Origin of the sequence: Psychrobacillus sp. PGGUH221 (assembly GCF_042055255.1) — a bacterium.
Taxonomy (GTDB): domain Bacteria; phylum Bacillota; class Bacilli; order Bacillales_A; family Planococcaceae; genus Psychrobacillus.
Map to the genome: position 1 here is coordinate 255,745 of NZ_JAQMHQ010000004.1, position 16,590 is coordinate 272,334.

Genomic DNA, 16,590 nt, shown 5'->3' on the forward strand with positions numbered 1-16,590 from the left:
ATTGCGATTGAGAAATGGAGTAAAGTGTATGAACGAGGCATTGTTGACACAATATGTCGAAACTTATAAAAAGAATATTCTCATGCAAATTCAACAAAACACTTTGCAAAAATACACAGGTATACCTGATGTAGATGATAAACGTTTATTTTTTACACTTTTACCGCTACTAAATGGAGAAAACTGGGATCAATCGGTTAAGATATCTGCTATTTCTGTTTCTCTTATATTTGCTGCACTTGCTGCGCATGATTTAGTTAAAGAAGATAATGCTACCGCTAAGTCTCAACAATTGCAGGTGCTTGCCGGAGATTATTATAGTGGCCGCTATTATCAGTTATTAGCAAAAGAGAATCTGATTGTTTTAATTCAACAGCTATCTGATAGTGTTGCTAAAATAACAGAGCACAAAACTAGATTTTACGATTTAGAGGATTACTCATTTGAAGAATTAATTCAATCCATTCAACTAGTAGAAAGCAAACCAATTGAACAATTCTTTGAATATTACTCCTATCATGAATATGTGTTTATCATGAAAGAAGCTTTATTGCTAGCAACATTAAAAAAAGAGTTAGTTGCTTACGAAAAAAGTGAAAAAACTTTTTATATAAGTAAATCGAAATTATTTCAAAGAAATTTGGACGCACTACGTCGAGAGATAGATAAAATAGAACATGCACTAGTACTTGACGTCCGTTCCTCAGAATTATTAAACGAGTCCTTAAAACATGCCATTTTAGAGCGGGTTTGTGAGCATTCGCTTGAACAGCAGTTGAGAGAAGGTTAAAGAATGGGTAAATCAAAAGAACAATATGTACATGAAGTTTTTGAAAAGATATCAGATAATTATGATTCTATGAATTCAGTAATTAGTTTTAAGCAACATATTAAATGGCGTACGGATACGATGAAAGAAATGCAAGTTAAAAAAGGAAGTAAAGCTCTAGACGTTTGCTGTGGTACAGCAGATTGGACTATTGCATTAGCTGATGCAATAGGTCCTACTGGAGAAGTGATTGGGTTAGACTTTAGTCAAAACATGCTGAATGTTGGGAAAGAGAAAGTGAAAGATATTTCTCAAATACAGTTAGTTCAAGGTAATGCAATGGAATTACCGTTTGAAGATAATTCTTTTGATTATGTAACGATAGGTTTTGGATTAAGAAATGTTCCTGACTATGAGCAAGTATTAAAAGAAATGAAACGTGTTGCAAAGCCTGGTGGAATGATTGTTTGTTTAGAGACTTCACAACCAGATTCTAAGTTATTTAACACTGGTTTTAGATTTTATTTCCGATATATCATGCCACTGTTTGGTAAACTATTTGCAAAAAGTTACAAAGAATATTCTTGGCTCCAGGAATCTGCAAAAGACTTTCCAAATCGAGCAGCTTTAACAAAACTATTTGAAGAAGTTGGTATGAAGAATGTTACGAGTAAGCCATATAGTGGTGGTGCTGCAGCAAGACATATTGGTTTCAAAAAAGATATTTAAGTGGGAGAAGGTTTTTATTTGTGGATAAGATGAAGTTGAAATTACTTTATTCCGATTTAAAATCGGATTTAGATGTCATCGAAAAAGAACTAGCAACAGCGGTGAATTCTTCATCTCACTTATTGAATGAAGCTTCTCTTCATTTACTACTTGCTGGAGGTAAAAGAATACGACCAGTTTTTGCCTTACTGTCAGCTAAGTTTGGCAATTATTCAATTGACACTATAAAAAACGTAGCAGTTTCAATTGAGTTAATCCATATGGCTTCACTTGTTCATGATGACGTAATAGACGATGCTGAAACACGTAGAGGAAGAGAAACGGTAAAGGCTCAGTGGAATAACAGAGTTGCCATGTATACAGGTGATTTTCTCTTTGCAAGGGCAATTGAATACATAACAGTACTAGAAAATACATATGCACATGAAGTGTTATCTCATACAATGGTAGAACTTTGTATTGGGGAGATTATTCAAATAGAGGATAAACATTTTTTAGATCAAACAGTTCGAGACTATCTAAGAAGAATAAAGCGGAAAACGGCAATCTTAATATCTGCGAGTTGTGAATTAGGGGCAATTGCTTCTGGTGCAGATAGTAAGACGACAAGAAATCTTAAACAATTTGGTTATTATGTCGGAATGTCGTTTCAGATTATAGATGATATATTAGACATTACCTCAACAGATGAACAACTCGGAAAACCAGCTGGAAGTGATCTGTTGCAGGGGAATATTACTTTGCCTATACTTTATGCTAAAAATGATCCTGTAATCGCTCCATTATTAAAAGAATTATTAGATGGAAATATTTCAGAAGAAAATAAACAAAGACTATTAACTGAAGTAAGAAACTCAGATGCTATTAATAAAGCGAAGCAAATAAGTAATATGTACTTGCAAAAAGCTTTGAACGAAGTAAAACAGTTACCTCCCATCCAGGCAAAAAAATCCTTACAAAACATCGCATTGTTTATGAGTAAACGAAAGTTTTGATTGGTATAATACATAGATTTGATTAAGGATACCTATTAAGATTTATTGATAACGCTAACTAAAATGCATCTTGAACGAAATTAATTTGAAAATAATACATCATAATGATATTATTTGTAACGGTGGAGATAATATCCCATTTCATATTTGAAGGAGTGTTAAACATGGAAAAAACATTTTTAATGGTAAAACCTGATGGCGTACAACGTAACTTAATCGGTGAAATCGTAAGTCGTTTTGAGAAAAAAGGATACCAATTAGTTGGAGCAAAATTAATGCAGATTCCTACTGAGTTAGCAGAACAACACTATGGCGAACATAAAGAACGCCCATTCTTTGGTGAGTTAGTAGATTTCATCACTTCTGGACCAGTTTTTGCAATGGTTTGGGAAGGTGAAAACGTTATTTCAACAGCTCGTCTTATGATGGGTGCAACTAATCCAAAAGAATCAGCTCCAGGAACAATCCGTGGTGACTTCGCAGTAACTGTTGGAAAAAATATTATTCATGGTTCTGACTCACCTGAAAGCGCTGAGCGTGAAATTGGCTTATTCTTCAAACAAGAAGAATTAGTTGCTTACTCAAAAGACGCTAACAACTGGATTAACTAATACGAAATGCGAAATCGCCTATTTCTGCCACGACAAGCAAATGAGAAATTACGAGGAGGCAGTTCTTCAGCCACCGCAGTAATTACTCATTTGATCTCGAGGGGCAAGGCGAAGTAGCTGGACACGAAATGCAAAATCGCCTGTTTCTGCCCCGACAAGCAAATGAGAAATTACGAGGAGGCAGTTTTTCAGCCACCGCAGTAATTACTCATTTGACCTCGAGGGGCAAGGCGAAGTAGCTGGACAATGAAATGCGGAATCTCGTAAGTTAACTTGTGGAACGAAGAAGTTCCACATTAAACTCGATAAGTAATCTTATAAAATAACATGAAAGACAGTCAAATTAAACTTAAATTGACTGTCTTTTTATTATGTCCATAATCTTTAGAATACGATATACTAGATATAGGCCTTTTGAAAGGAACGATGTACTTTGTCAGACTACGTTAAATTTGTGGATTCTATCAAACGAAAAACAGGAATCGATCTTGCAGCCTATAAAGAAGCGCAGATGAAACGACGACTTACTTCGTTATATGAAAAAAAAGGATATAAAAATTTTGTCGATTTTTTTAATGCTCTAGATAAAGACAGGGATTTAATGAATGAGTTTTTAGATAGAATGACAATTAATGTATCCGAGTTTTACCGTAATGGGAAGCGTTGGGAAGTTTTGCAAAATAAAATATTTCCAAAATTATTAGCAGTTAATAAGCGTTTGAAGGTTTGGAGTGCTGCATGCTCTACCGGAGAAGAACCTTATACAACTGCAATGGTGCTATCAAATTATCTACCTTTATCACAGATTTCAATTCAGGCGACTGATTTAGATGAAAATGCAATACAACGTGCAAAAGTCGGTATATATCCTGAACGATCACTTGCAGAAGTTCCAAGCGATATGATAATGAAATATTTTGAAAAGCAAGGGCAGTTTTATAAAGTTGAAGATGCGATAAAAAGAACAGTTACCTTTAAAAAACATAATTTATTAAAAGATACATACGAAAAAAATTATGACTTAATTATTTGCCGAAATGTGATGATTTATTTTACGGAAGAAGCTAAAGACCAAATCTATCAAAACTTTAGTAATTCTCTACGATCAGGGGGTATACTCTTTGTTGGTAGTACAGAACAAATTTTCAATCCAGGTAAATACGGATTTGAAACAGAAGACACATTCTTTTACCGGAAAAAATAAATAGTAAACTGTCCGAAGAAAAATACCAAATCGGGCAGTTTTCTTCTATACTTTGAAACTAAAATTATGATATAGTTGAAAACAAATACTTTAGCGAGTTGAAGGGGGAAAGTGTTGTGCGTTATTTAACAGCAGGTGAGTCACATGGACCACAACTAACGGCAATCATTGAAGGGTTACCAGCCCAATTAGAAATTACGAGTGAACATATTAATAAGGAACTCAAGCGACGTCAAGGTGGTCATGGTCGTGGAAGAAGAATGCAAATTGAAAAAGATACAGTAGCTATTACTTCTGGTGTACGCCACGGAAAGTCATTAGGTTCTCCTGTTTGTCTAGTTGTAAATAATGATGACTGGAAGCATTGGACGAATATAATGGGAATTGAACCACTTGGTGAAGAAATTGATCCAGAAGATATTAAAAGACAAATTACTAGACCACGTCCTGGGCACGCAGATCTAGTTGGTGGCATGAAATATGGTCACCGAGATTTACGTAATGTTTTAGAAAGATCTTCTGCAAGAGAAACTACAGTTCGAGTTGCAGTAGGGGCTGTTGCGAAGCAATTGCTAAAACAATTAGGGATTTCAATAGTTGCTCATGTTACAAAGATTGGTGGTATTGAAGCAGACCTAACTCTAGCTACTGGAAAAACGATTGAGGAAATTCGTGAAGTTGTAGAATCTGACCCTGTTTACTGTCTGGATCCGGTAGCCTCAGCAAAAATGGTAGAGGCAATTGATCAAGCCAAAAAAGCTGGTGATACCATTGGTGGTGTAGTAGAAGTGATTGTGGATGGTATGCCAGCTGGGGTTGGCAGTTATGTGCACTATGATCGAAAACTAGATGGCAAACTGGCAATGGCTATGATGAGTATTAATGCTTTTAAAGGGGTAGAGGTTGGTCTCGGATTTGAAATGGCAAATTTATTTGGAAGCCAAGTCCATGATCAAATATCTTGGAGTGAAGAAGTTGGTTATACTCGTGATACAAATCGTTTAGGTGGTTTAGAAGGTGGAATGTCTACTGGAATGCCAATCGTTGTAAGAGGGGTTATGAAACCTATTCCTACTTTATACAAACCGCTTCAAAGTGTAGATATTGATACGAAAGAACCGTTTAAAGCAAGTATCGAACGATCTGATAGTTGTGCTGTCCCTGCAGCATCTGTAGTAGCAGAGGCAGTAATTGCATGGGAAATAGCAACTGCTGTTCTAGATACTTTTAATAGTGATCAAATAGACATTTTAAAGGCCGATATTGAAAGACACCGTGCATACACAAAGGGGTTTTAATGAATGATTATCCCGGTAAGAACGAAAGATTCCACCTATGAAGTTTATTTAGGCGAAAATATATTAAAAGCGTTCTGTGATAGAAATACAGAGGGTTTTGAAAAAGCAGATAAAATAGTTGTGATTACCGATGAAAATGTTTGGGGATTACATCGAGATTACTTTGACGATAACTTCTCCTTTAACTATCAGGTACATCTTGTACCAAACGGAGAAGCTTGTAAAACATTTGACTCTTATTTCAATGTACAAACATTCCTACTACAAGAAAATTGTTCAAGAAATAGTATTTTGTTAGCCCTTGGGGGAGGGGCTGTAGGAGATTTAACTGGATTTGTAGCATCAACTTTTATGCGTGGAATTCCTTTTATTCAAATCCCAACAACGATACTTGCCCATGATAGTGCAGTTGGAGGAAAAACTGCTATTAACCATCCCAATGGAAAGAATATGATTGGTGCTTTTTATCAGCCAAAAGAAGTTTTATATGATTTTCATTTTTTAAATACTCTCCCAAAATCAGAAGTTCGTTCAGGGTTAGCAGAAGTGATTAAACATGCACTAATTAGTGATATAACATGGTCCAATGACTTTTTGAAATTAGAAAGCATCGATGCAATTCAAAAAGAAGAGCTCCTCGTTTGGTTGGAAAAAGGAATACGCGTAAAAGCACGTATAGTGGAGTTAGATGAAAAAGAGAAATCATATCGAAAATATTTAAACTTTGGTCATACATATGGACATGCAATTGAAGCAACAATTGGTTATGGAAAAATAACTCATGGCGAAGCAGTTATGATTGGTATGATTCCTGCACTTATGTTAAGTGAAATATACGGGGAAGTTAAAGCGGGTTATGCTCGTGATGTATATAAACTTGCTAAAAAGCTTGAATATAATTTTCAACATGTATTAAACAGTCCCTTTGATCAGTTGGCTACATTTATGTTGAAAGATAAAAAAACGACAAATGGTGAACTACATTTTGCTTTACTTAACCATATTGGGGATCCTTTTATCCAAATTGTTACTATGGATGAAGTAAAAAAATGTGATGATCTATTACGAAAATGGATAAAGGAGGAGATTTAATTGATAAGAGGAGTTAGAGGTGCAATCACAGTAACAGAAGACTCTAATGAAGAAGTACTTCAGGAAACAGCTCGTCTTGCGACAGAAATGGCAAGAGCTAATAATATTGACCCTGAAACAATTGCATCTGTAATCATCTCTACTACTACGGACATCTCCTCTGCTTTTCCTGCAAGAGCTGTGAGAAGTATTGAAGGATGGACATATGTACCAGTAATGTGCACTCATGAGATGAATGTTCCAGGTGCATTAGAGAAATGTATTCGTTTATTGATGCATATTAATACTGACAAAACTCAAAAAGAAATCCAACATATTTATTTAAATGAAGCAGTCCGATTAAGACCAGACTTAGTCAAGTAAATAAAAGAATCGAGGAGCTTTAAATGAAATTTAAAAAACAAATTAAAGGATTACAAGCATACCAACCTGGAAAGACAACAGATGAAGTAAAAAGAATATATAATTTAGATAAAGTTGTAAAACTTGCATCGAATGAAAATCCATACGGAGCATCTCCTAGAGTGAAAGCTTTTTTGGATAACGCAAAAGTAAATTTTGCAATTTATCCCGATGGATATGCAACAAAACTTCGATCTGCAGTATCTAAACATTTAAATGTCTCAGAAAACCAATTATTATTTGGTAATGGTTCAGATGAAAATATTTTAATAGTTTCGAGAGCAATTTTGAGACAAGGGTTAAATACGGTTATGGCGAACATCACTTTCGGACAATACAAGCATAATGCAATTGTAGAAGGTGCTGAGGTAAGAGAAGTGCCTCTTAAAAATGGTGAACATGATTTAGACAAAATGTATGAAGCTATTGATGACAACACAGCAATCGTTTGGATTTGTAATCCCAATAATCCTACTGGAACATTAACACCAAGCCAAAAAATTAAAGAATTTGTTGAAAAAGTTCCAAGCGATGTATTAATAGTATTAGATGAAGCTTACACCGAATATATTACGGATGAAACGTATGTAGACTCTATTGGTCTTATAGACAAGCATCCAAATGTGCTAATTATGCGTACATTCTCGAAAGCATACGGTTTAGCAAGCTTCCGAGTTGGATATGCCATTGGTTCAGAGGAAGTTATTAGTCAACTAGAACCAACTCGCGAGCCATTTAACAATACCGTTTTAAGCCAAGAGGTAGCAATAATTGGACTAGAAGATCAGTCATTTATTCAAGAATGCAAAATGAAAAATAATGCTGGGAAAAAGCAATTTGAAGAATATTGTAAAGTTCGTAATTTAGATTTTTATCCATCTCATACAAACTTTATCTTAATGGAAGTAAAAGCGGATAGTGATTTAGTGTTCCAAGGACTAATGCAACGAGGATTTATCGTCAGAAGTGGGAATGCTTTAGGAGTGCCTGGATATCTAAGAATAACGATAGGTACAGAGGAAGAAAATACAGAGCTCCTACAAAAACTTGATGAGGTATTACGTGAGGAAGGCGTTATTTAATGAAACAAACTGTTTTCATCATAGGACTAGGACTAATTGGAGGTTCTCTAGCACTTGGTTTAAAGAGAAATCCTGAAACTTTTATCATCGGTTATGATGCGGATAGTCACACGCTTCGCACGGCAAAGAGAATCGGTATTATCGATGAAATGGCAGTTCATATGAAAGATGCATCAGAGCTAGCGGATGTTATTATTTTTGCAACTCCTGTCAATGAAACTATTCGCTTGATGCAAGAGATGCATAACTGGCAATTAAAAAAGAATGTGATTGTTTCAGACACTGGAAGTACTAAAAAAGTAATTATGAAAGCTGCTTTAGAATTAAAAGAAGCAGGTATTACGTTTATTGGTGGCCATCCAATGGCTGGCTCTCATAAAAGTGGTGTAGAAGCCGCTAGAGCGCATCTTTTTGAAAATGCCTATTATATGCTAACTCCATTTCAAGATACAAAAGAAGAACAAATTCAAACACTTTTGAATCTCTTACAAGTGACGAAAGCAAAAATTGTACAAGTGGATGCAGAAGAGCATGATCATATGACTGCGGTTGTAAGTCACTTTCCTCACTTAGTAGCAGCATCGCTTGTACATCAGCTAGCAGGTGAAAACGAAGCCTTTCCTTTTACAAAACAACTAGCTGCTGGTGGATTTCGTGATTTGACAAGAATCGCTTCTTCGAATCCTATTATGTGGAGAGATATTACTGTCCAAAATCGTCAAGAACTATGCAACCAACTACAAAGCTGGACGGAAGAAATGATTAGACTTCAAAATTTATTATTGCACGCAGAACCCGATGAAATAGAAGCTTATTTCTCCAGAGCTAAAGAAGTCCGCGACAATTTACCTATTACTACACAAGGTGCCATGTTTACTGTATTTGATTTATATGTGGATGTTCCAGATTATCCAGGGGTGATCTCAGAAATCACTGGCTATCTAGCTAAAGACAGTATTAGTATTACTAACTTACGTATTGTTGAGACTAGAGAAGATATTTTTGGAATACTTGTTATTAGTTTTCAAACAATGGAAGACCGTGCCAAAGCAGTAGAATGTATTGCAAAAAATACAACATTTGAGACATATATTGCGTAAGGGAGGAAAATGATTTTGAGTAAAGTTTTAAATTATGGACAGCCTTCCTTGAAAGGCACTCTACGGATACCCGGTGACAAATCTGTTTCCCATCGTTCTATTATGTTTGGAGCAATAGCGAAAGGAACAACAACTGTTGAAGGTTTCTTACAAAGTGATGATTGTTTAGCAACAATCGATTGTTTTTCTAAACTAGGCGTAGATATATCAATCGAAGGTGAAAACGTCAAGATATTAAGTGAAGGCATTAACGCTTGGAAAGAGCCAAAAGAAATTTTATATACAGGAAACTCTGGAACAACGACACGACTAATGCTAGGTATTTTAGCTGGTTCCAATGTCTCTTCTGTACTAATTGGTGATGATTCGATTCAAAAGCGCCCAATGAAGCGGGTAACAGAGCCTTTAAAACAAATGGGTGCTAAATTTATTGGACGAGAAAATGCTCAGTATACACCTATTGCCGTTGAAGGAACAAAACTTCACTCATTTCAATACAAAATACCAGTAGCTAGCGCACAAGTAAAGTCTGCTATCTTATTGGCAGCACTTCAAGCAGAAGGAGAAACCGTAGTAACAGAAATAGAAACCTCACGCGATCATACAGAAAAAATGCTTCAGCATTTTGGCGCGGACATTACAGTAGAAGATAAAACAATTCGTCTAACTGGTGGACAGGATCTTACTGGCACACACGTTGTTGTGCCAGGGGACATCTCCTCTGCTGCATTTTTCTTAGTTGCTGGAGCGATTGTGCCAAATAGTGAGTTAACGCTACTTAACGTTGGATTAAACCCTACTCGAATTGGGATTATTGAGGTACTTGAAAAAATGGGTGCTAATATTAAGACGGAGATGAACTCTTTTAAAAGTCATGAAGAGATGGGAACATTGGTAGTAGAGTCATCTGCTCTAAAAAGTACGGAAATTGGTGGAGATATTATTCCTAAACTAATTGATGAAATCCCAATTATTGCTCTTCTCGCAACCCAAGCACATGGAAAAACAATTATTAAGGATGCAGAAGAGTTAAAAGTGAAGGAAACGAATCGAATTGATGCTGTCGTCGATGAACTAAAAAAATTGGGAGCCAATATTTCTGCTACAGATGATGGAATGATAATTGAAGGACCAACCCCTCTTTATGGAGCAAACTTAAGAACTTATGGAGATCATCGTATCGGAATGATGGCTGCAATTGCTTCTCTCATTACTTCTGGCCCAGTGACAATTGATAATGCTGAATGTATTTCTGTAAGCTATCCTAACTTTTTTGAGCAATTGAATAGTGTAATTAGATAAAGTATAGCGTTGTTCTTTATCCCTATTTATTTTTAGCCTAGTTGGCTTAGTATTATATTTCGCTTTTTTAAAAAGCGCTCAAGCGAGGGCAATGAAAAAGTATATAGAATTCTACTTTACTAAATAATGTCGTCCGATAAATAAGAAAATCGTTGAAACGGCTCCCTTTCCGCGGGCGTTGCCTTAGCCTCCTAGGCCAACACGATGTTGGTCATGCAATCGTTGCCGCAGGATGCGGCGAACTTAGATTGCCTTCCCCTCGACTGCGGGGTCTTCGGCTAACGCTATTCCCGCAGGAGTGTCGCCTTTTTCAACGATTTTCTTTAAATACTAATTGAAAAAATGTAAGTGATAAAAACTTGCTCTATTAAGACATGATGGTTTTCTAATTGTAAAGCGGATAATAGTTGGAGTGGAAGGCGGCGACTCCAGCCGGAATAGCAAATGTTTTCTGCACCGAAAGCGAAGCGTCAGGTGCATGAGCTGAAGACCCTGGACTGAGCGTAGCGAAATTAATTTTTGCGACGAGCTTGCTCAGGAGCATCGTTTTTTTTTGCGACGAGCTTTGCGCAGGAGCAAGGGAAGCGGCTGAAGCCATGCCGGCGGAACGCGTCCGCCTGGAACGGAAATTAACGGGTCCAAAACTATTTTTCCTAAAAAGACATTAAATAACTCGTTTATTAGAATTTTGTCTACTTTCTTGAACTCTCCGATTTATGGAGAGTTTTTTTCTTGTTCATATGCAAATGTTCTTGTACGATAAAGTTATAAAGAAAGTATGGTGATAATATGGAGAAAATGATGCCTTTTATCCAAGCGATGGAGGAAGGGGATACGGAGAAGCTAGGAAAAATAGTGGATCGTTTTTTAATCGAAGGAAATCCAGATGAACACTACGAACTTGCTGATTTACTATCCCAATATGGTTACACAGAAGAAGCAATAAAAATTTTAGAGCATCTTCAATATTTATTTCCAGAGGAAACCCAATTAAAAATAGACCAGGCACAGCTATGTTTAGAGATGGATCGAGAAGATGAAGCATTAAACTTGTTAACAAGTATTGATAAATCAAGTGAAGCATATCCTCAAGCATTGCTTACTTTAGCCGACTACTATCAAATGATAGGATTATATGAAGTTGCAGAACAAAAAATAAATGAGGCAATTGGATTAATACCAAATGAACCATTATTGCTCTACGCTAAAGGTGAACTATTATTTGAAACTGGAAGATATTTAGAAGCAGCTAGGATAATGGAAGAATTATTACCACAGAAGAGTACATTGCAAGGAGTCGACTTGCCTTTGAAGCTTGCGGAAATATATAGTGCAGGAGCCGCATATGAAGAGGCAATTCCTTATTACGCAGACGCCTTAAAAGCTGAGGTTGCTCCAGACGTTTTATTTCATGCAGCATATGCTTCCTTTCAAGTACGACATTATGAAACGGCGATTAAGTATTTAGAAAATTTACTTGAAATAGATCCTGATTATTTTTCTGGTTATATGTTACTGGCAGAATCGAATGCCATGCTGGAAAAGAATGAAGAAGCGTTAAAAGTAATTACTGAGGGCATTGCTAGAGATGAATTTGAAAAAGAATATTATTTATTTGCCGGTAAAATTTCTCTTAAATTGGGTAAAGTGAAAGAAGCAGAGTCATTTTTACGTGAAGCCATTGCACTTGATCCAGAATATATGGATGCAATATTTACGCTTACCTCACTGTTTGCAACAGAAGAACGTGACGAGGAATTAGTTGGTTTATATGAGGATCTTAAAAAAGAGAACTTTGAATGGTCTTCCATGTATCCATTTTTAGCTTCAGCATTCGACCGATTAGAAATTTACGAAAAAGCATACGAATTTTATAAGTTAGCATATACTGACCATAAGGACGATGCACAATTTTTAGAGAAATACGTATACTTCCTTTTGGAAGACGGAAAAAGAGAAGAAGCACTAGAAGTAGTGGCTTTACTACAGAAATTAGAACCTGAAAATAGTACTTGGTTTGAAATGGTTGAATAAAAAGGAAGGAGAGGTTACGTGACTGCTTCTGTTTCAGTTGGCGAAAAGAAAGAATTTGTCCGTTGGTTTTTGAAAAAATATCAGATGAAAAGAAGAGAATGCGTCTGGATCTTGAACTACTTAATCAGTCATGAGACACTTTTGAATAATGTGCATTTTGTAGAAGAAGCGCATTATTGCCCAAGAGCAATGGTGATGTCTGTCACGACATCATCAGGAATACCATTCCGATTTTATAAGGGAAGCGTTATGACAGCTGATGCAGAAAAATCATTTCATGATTTGAGGCTTCACCCAGAAGAAGAAATGTATATCCAGTTAAATTTTCAAACGGTTCCACCAAGTCCTGAATACTTAGCGGTACTAGAAGAAAATCCTTATATGCCGAAGTATTTGCATATTAGCGAAAAGGATAAACTAATTGTAGAAGATATCTTATCTGAGAGTTTGTATTCCTTTCAAGTAGAACATTTACAAAAACAAATCGATGAAGCAATCGACCAAAATAACAAAGCTAAATTTTTAGAACTATCAGCAATGTGGAAAGCACTAGTAGATAAAGATATTTAGGAGAGATAGAGATGCATTGGAACGGTAAAGATAGCGCAGTATTTCAAGCACAAAAAGAATATATAGATACAGCAGTAGTCCCATTAACATTAATTGATGGCTCTGAGCAAGGATTCCAATTTGCAGCATCAGCTGCCGATTTTACATTATCCTTAGCAAATATAATCGAAAATCAATTCAAAGGAAGGATTGTTTTATTTCCTTCCTTCTCTTACACAAAAAATCAGGACAAGCTCACATTATATAATCAGTGGAAAGAAGAGTTGAATAAAGCCGAGTTCAAACATGTATTTTTCATTACTTCTGATAAAGAATGGAGTTCACTGGGAGAAGAGAAAAATATTTTTTGGACACCTTCTGTACCTCTCGATTCTATGGATCAAAAATTGAGAAATTCCGTGTTGGAAGATCAGCTTCGTCAACTTATTCCGACATTCGCAAAAAAATGGGCGAATTAGTGACAATATCTTTCATTAATTGTTCACAAAGTATATAATTCGTTTCAAAGGAATATTGACCTTCCTTTTTTATTGATATATCATTGATATGTCCTAGTATTATTAATTCAAGCAAGTATGTCCATTGGACTGACCTTTAAGTTAGAGGGGGGAAAAGGATGAGTAACAATAAAGTATCAAGACGTCAATTTCTAAGTTATACATTAACAGGTGTTGGCGGATTCATGGCTGCAGGTATGCTAATGCCTATGGTACGTTTTGCAGTTGATCCTGTATTGCAAAAAACAGAAGGCGGAGATTTTGTACTTACGGAGAAAAAAGTTGCTGATATTACGGAAGTTCCTGAACGCGTTGACTTCACATTTGAACAAGTCGATGCATGGTACAAGTCTGATGTAACAAATACTGCATGGGTTTATAAAGAAGGAGATCAAATCATTGCTCTTTCACCGGTATGTAAACATCTAGGTTGTACAGTGAACTGGGAAGGTGACCCAGATCACAAAAATCAATTCTTCTGTCCATGTCACGCAGGTCGCTATGAGAAAAACGGGAAGAATGTTCCAAAAACACCACCTCTAGGTCCGTTGGATCAATATGAAGTACGTGAAAATGACGGTTTCTTAGAAATTGGAAAAGCTATGCCTAACACATTAGTTTAAAGTAAGGGGGTACGACATCAGTGCTGAACAAAATCTATGATTGGGTGGATGAACGTCTAGATATTACACCTATATGGCGTGATATTGCAGACCACGAAGTACCAGAACACGTAAACCCTGCACACCATTTCTCAGCATTTGTATATTGTTTTGGAGGATTGACATTCTTTATTACGGTAATTCAAATATTATCAGGTATGTTTTTAACTATGTATTATGTACCAGATATTGAAAATGCATGGGAATCTGTTTACTATCTTCAAAATGAAGTAGCATTCGGTGAAATCGTGCGTGGGATGCACCATTGGGGAGCATCACTAGTAATTGTTATGATGTTCTTACATACGTTACGTGTATTCTTTACTGGTTCTTATAAAAAACCTCGTGAACTAAACTGGATGGTCGGAGTATTAATCTTCGCTGTTATGTTAGGTTTAGGATTTACGGGTTACCTACTACCTTGGGACATGAAAGCATTGTTCGCAACAAAAGTAGGTATTGAAATTGCAGCATCTGTTCCATTTATTGGTGGAGCAATAAAAACATTATTAGCTGGTGATGAACATATCATCGGTGCACAAACTTTAACAAGATTCTTTGCGATTCATGTGTTCTTCTTACCAGCTGCATTATTTGCATTACTTGCAGCTCACTTTATCATGATTCGTCGTCAAGGTATTTCTGGTCCACTATAATGGGTAAGTGGAGTAGATAATTCTTAAAAGGAGGGGACATTATGCATCGCGGAAAAGGTATGAAATTTGTCGGTGACTCTCGAATAACAGATCCCGCAAGCCGACCAAAGAAAACTCCGAAAGATTATTCTGAGTATCCTGGTAAAACAGAAGCTTTCTGGCCAGACTTTTTATTAAAGGAATGGTTAGTCGGTGCAGTTTTCTTAGTTGGTTATTTAGTTTTAACCGTTGCGCATCCATCACCACTTGAGCGTCAAGCGGATCCAACAGATACAGCGTATATTCCATTACCAGACTGGTATTTCTTGTTTTTATATCAATTATTAAAATATGAGTTCGCTTCTGGTCCATTTAATGTTATTGGATCAATCGTTATGCCAGGACTAGCTTTCGGTGCGCTATTATTAGTACCATTCTTAGATACAAGTAAAGAAAGAAGTCCTTGGAAACGACCACTTCCAACTGGATTTATGCTTCTTGCTATTGCTTCAATCATTTTCTTAACTTGGGAATCAGTTGCAAACCACGATTGGGAAGCTGCTAAAGCTCAAGGGGAAATTAAAGAAGAGGTTGCTGCAGTGGAATTTGATGAAACTTCTGAAGGTTATCAAATTTACCAAGGTTCGTCCTGTATTGGATGTCATGGTAACGCCTTCGAAGGTGGTTTAGGAAAACCGTTAATCGGTTTAGAATATACTGCTGAAGAAATTGTTCAAATTGCTCATGAAGGTCAAGGCGGAATGCCAGGTGGTACCTTCCAAGGTTCTGAAGAAGAACTTCAAAAACTTGCAGAGTTTATTACAACTCTTCAACCAGCAGAATAATATTTTAAATTATTATAGGACTGTCATGAAAACGTTTGTCAATCGAGCGTGACGCACGAAGTGCAAACAACGAAGATTGCGAGCGTTTGTCAACAGTCTTAAAGAGTCAGGAAACTGGCTCTTTTTTTTACCTACATATAAGAGGAGCGTTTACATGAAAGATCAAGTGACGGTTTTGAAAGTAATACTCTACAATAAATCATTTATGTGGTTATTATTCCTTGTAAACTTATTAGGTACAATTTACGGTTACTACTGGTATGAATCTCAGCTTTCTATTACGGAACCAAAATTTTATTTATTTGTCCCAGATAGCCCGACAGCAAGTTTATTTTTCACGATAGCATTATTAGGTTGGTTACTAAAGAAAAATTGGAAGTTAATCGAGGTTCTTGCCTTAATCACTTTAGTAAAATACGGACTTTGGGCAGTTGTAATGAATCTTTGGACTTATGTAGAAACAGGATCAATCGGATGGATGGGTTGGATGCTAGTAGCCTCACACTTTGCAATGGCACTTCAAGCAATCTTATATATGCCATTCTATAAGTTTAGATGGGTACATATTTTAATTGCTTCTATATGGACGCTCCATAATGACGTTATTGATTATGTGTTTGACCAAATGCCTATATATAGAAGTATAAGTAGCTATTCCAATCAAATTGGATATTTTACATTTTGGTTATCAATTGCATGCATTACAATTGCAATTGTAAATTATCAAAAAAGGTCAAAGCGAATTAGTTGATTGAAGAGAGCA

18 protein-coding genes are annotated in these 16,590 nt (G+C 36.1%); all 18 read left to right on the forward strand.

What is annotated here, in order from left to right; genetic code table 11:
- The first annotated feature begins 28 nt into the window (after positions 1-28).
- The 18 genes from PGC35_RS08795 to lhaT all read left to right on the forward strand — a co-directional run bounded on the left by PGC35_RS08795 (position 29) and on the right by lhaT (position 16,578).
- Entirely contained in the window at positions 29-790 is a 762-nt protein-coding gene (locus PGC35_RS08795) for a heptaprenyl diphosphate synthase component 1 (protein ID WP_375218885.1), read from the forward strand.
- Positions 791-793: 3 nt separating this feature from the next.
- The gene (locus tag PGC35_RS08800; protein ID WP_056829476.1) at positions 794-1,498 is read left to right on the forward strand and encodes a demethylmenaquinone methyltransferase; all 705 of its coding nucleotides are present in this window, start codon (positions 794-796) and stop codon (positions 1,496-1,498) included.
- A gap of 20 nt (positions 1,499-1,518) precedes the next feature.
- Positions 1,519-2,493: a heptaprenyl diphosphate synthase component II gene (gene hepT / locus PGC35_RS08805; RefSeq protein ID WP_082355211.1), complete on the forward strand. Its 975-nt coding sequence runs from the start codon at positions 1,519-1,521 to the stop codon at positions 2,491-2,493.
- Between the two features lie 164 nt (positions 2,494-2,657).
- The gene (gene ndk / locus PGC35_RS08810; protein ID WP_053589794.1) at positions 2,658-3,104 is read left to right on the forward strand and encodes a nucleoside-diphosphate kinase; all 447 of its coding nucleotides are present in this window, start codon (positions 2,658-2,660) and stop codon (positions 3,102-3,104) included.
- Between the two features lie 433 nt (positions 3,105-3,537).
- A complete protein-coding gene (locus PGC35_RS08815; RefSeq protein WP_053589793.1) occupies positions 3,538-4,308 on the forward strand; it encodes a CheR family methyltransferase in 771 nt (256 codons plus the stop codon).
- Positions 4,309-4,424: 116 nt separating this feature from the next.
- Complete coding sequence (gene aroC / locus PGC35_RS08820; protein ID WP_053589792.1) at positions 4,425-5,606, forward strand: chorismate synthase; 1,182 nt, start codon at positions 4,425-4,427, stop codon at positions 5,604-5,606.
- Positions 5,607-5,609: 3 nt separating this feature from the next.
- Complete coding sequence (gene aroB, locus PGC35_RS08825) at positions 5,610-6,698, forward strand: 3-dehydroquinate synthase (RefSeq protein WP_375218886.1); 1,089 nt, start codon at positions 5,610-5,612, stop codon at positions 6,696-6,698.
- Positions 6,699-7,061 carry a chorismate mutase gene (gene aroH / locus PGC35_RS08830; RefSeq protein WP_053589790.1) on the forward strand — a complete coding sequence of 121 codons (363 nt, stop codon included), beginning with the start codon at positions 6,699-6,701 and terminating at the stop codon, positions 7,059-7,061.
- A gap of 23 nt (positions 7,062-7,084) precedes the next feature.
- Positions 7,085-8,182 carry a histidinol-phosphate transaminase gene (hisC, locus tag PGC35_RS08835; protein WP_375218887.1) on the forward strand — a complete coding sequence of 366 codons (1,098 nt, stop codon included), beginning with the start codon at positions 7,085-7,087 and terminating at the stop codon, positions 8,180-8,182.
- Positions 8,182-9,282 (forward strand): prephenate dehydrogenase, encoded by a 1,101-nt coding sequence (locus PGC35_RS08840; protein ID WP_375218888.1) that lies wholly within the window; start codon positions 8,182-8,184, stop codon positions 9,280-9,282. The genes hisC and PGC35_RS08840 overlap by 1 nt, the downstream gene beginning before the upstream one ends.
- Positions 9,283-9,294: 12 nt before the next feature.
- Complete coding sequence (gene aroA / locus PGC35_RS08845; RefSeq protein WP_375218927.1) at positions 9,295-10,584, forward strand: 3-phosphoshikimate 1-carboxyvinyltransferase; 1,290 nt, start codon at positions 9,295-9,297, stop codon at positions 10,582-10,584.
- 798 nt (positions 10,585-11,382) lie between these two features.
- Positions 11,383-12,618 (forward strand): tetratricopeptide repeat protein, encoded by a 1,236-nt coding sequence (locus tag PGC35_RS08850; protein WP_375218928.1) that lies wholly within the window; start codon positions 11,383-11,385, stop codon positions 12,616-12,618.
- Positions 12,619-12,636: 18 nt separating this feature from the next.
- Positions 12,637-13,188, forward strand: a complete 552-nt coding sequence (locus PGC35_RS08855; protein WP_053589785.1) for a ReoY family proteolytic degradation factor — start codon at positions 12,637-12,639, stop codon at positions 13,186-13,188.
- Between the two features lie 11 nt (positions 13,189-13,199).
- Positions 13,200-13,646, forward strand: a complete 447-nt coding sequence (locus PGC35_RS08860; protein WP_053589784.1) for a DUF2487 family protein — start codon at positions 13,200-13,202, stop codon at positions 13,644-13,646.
- Positions 13,647-13,804: 158 nt separating this feature from the next.
- Positions 13,805-14,308 carry a QcrA and Rieske domain-containing protein gene (locus tag PGC35_RS08865; protein WP_375218889.1) on the forward strand — a complete coding sequence of 168 codons (504 nt, stop codon included), beginning with the start codon at positions 13,805-13,807 and terminating at the stop codon, positions 14,306-14,308.
- A 20-nt stretch (positions 14,309-14,328) separates the two neighbouring features.
- The gene (gene qcrB, locus PGC35_RS08870) at positions 14,329-15,003 is read left to right on the forward strand and encodes a menaquinol-cytochrome c reductase cytochrome b subunit (protein ID WP_053589782.1); all 675 of its coding nucleotides are present in this window, start codon (positions 14,329-14,331) and stop codon (positions 15,001-15,003) included.
- 41 nt (positions 15,004-15,044) lie between these two features.
- Positions 15,045-15,827, forward strand: coding sequence for a menaquinol-cytochrome c reductase cytochrome b/c subunit (locus PGC35_RS08875; RefSeq protein ID WP_375218890.1), 783 nt, complete (start codon positions 15,045-15,047; stop codon positions 15,825-15,827).
- 154 nt (positions 15,828-15,981) lie between these two features.
- Positions 15,982-16,578, forward strand: a complete 597-nt coding sequence (gene lhaT / locus PGC35_RS08880) for a lipoprotein heptaprenylglyceryl N-acetyltransferase LhaT (protein ID WP_053589780.1) — start codon at positions 15,982-15,984, stop codon at positions 16,576-16,578.
- Positions 16,579-16,590 lie beyond the last annotated feature (12 nt).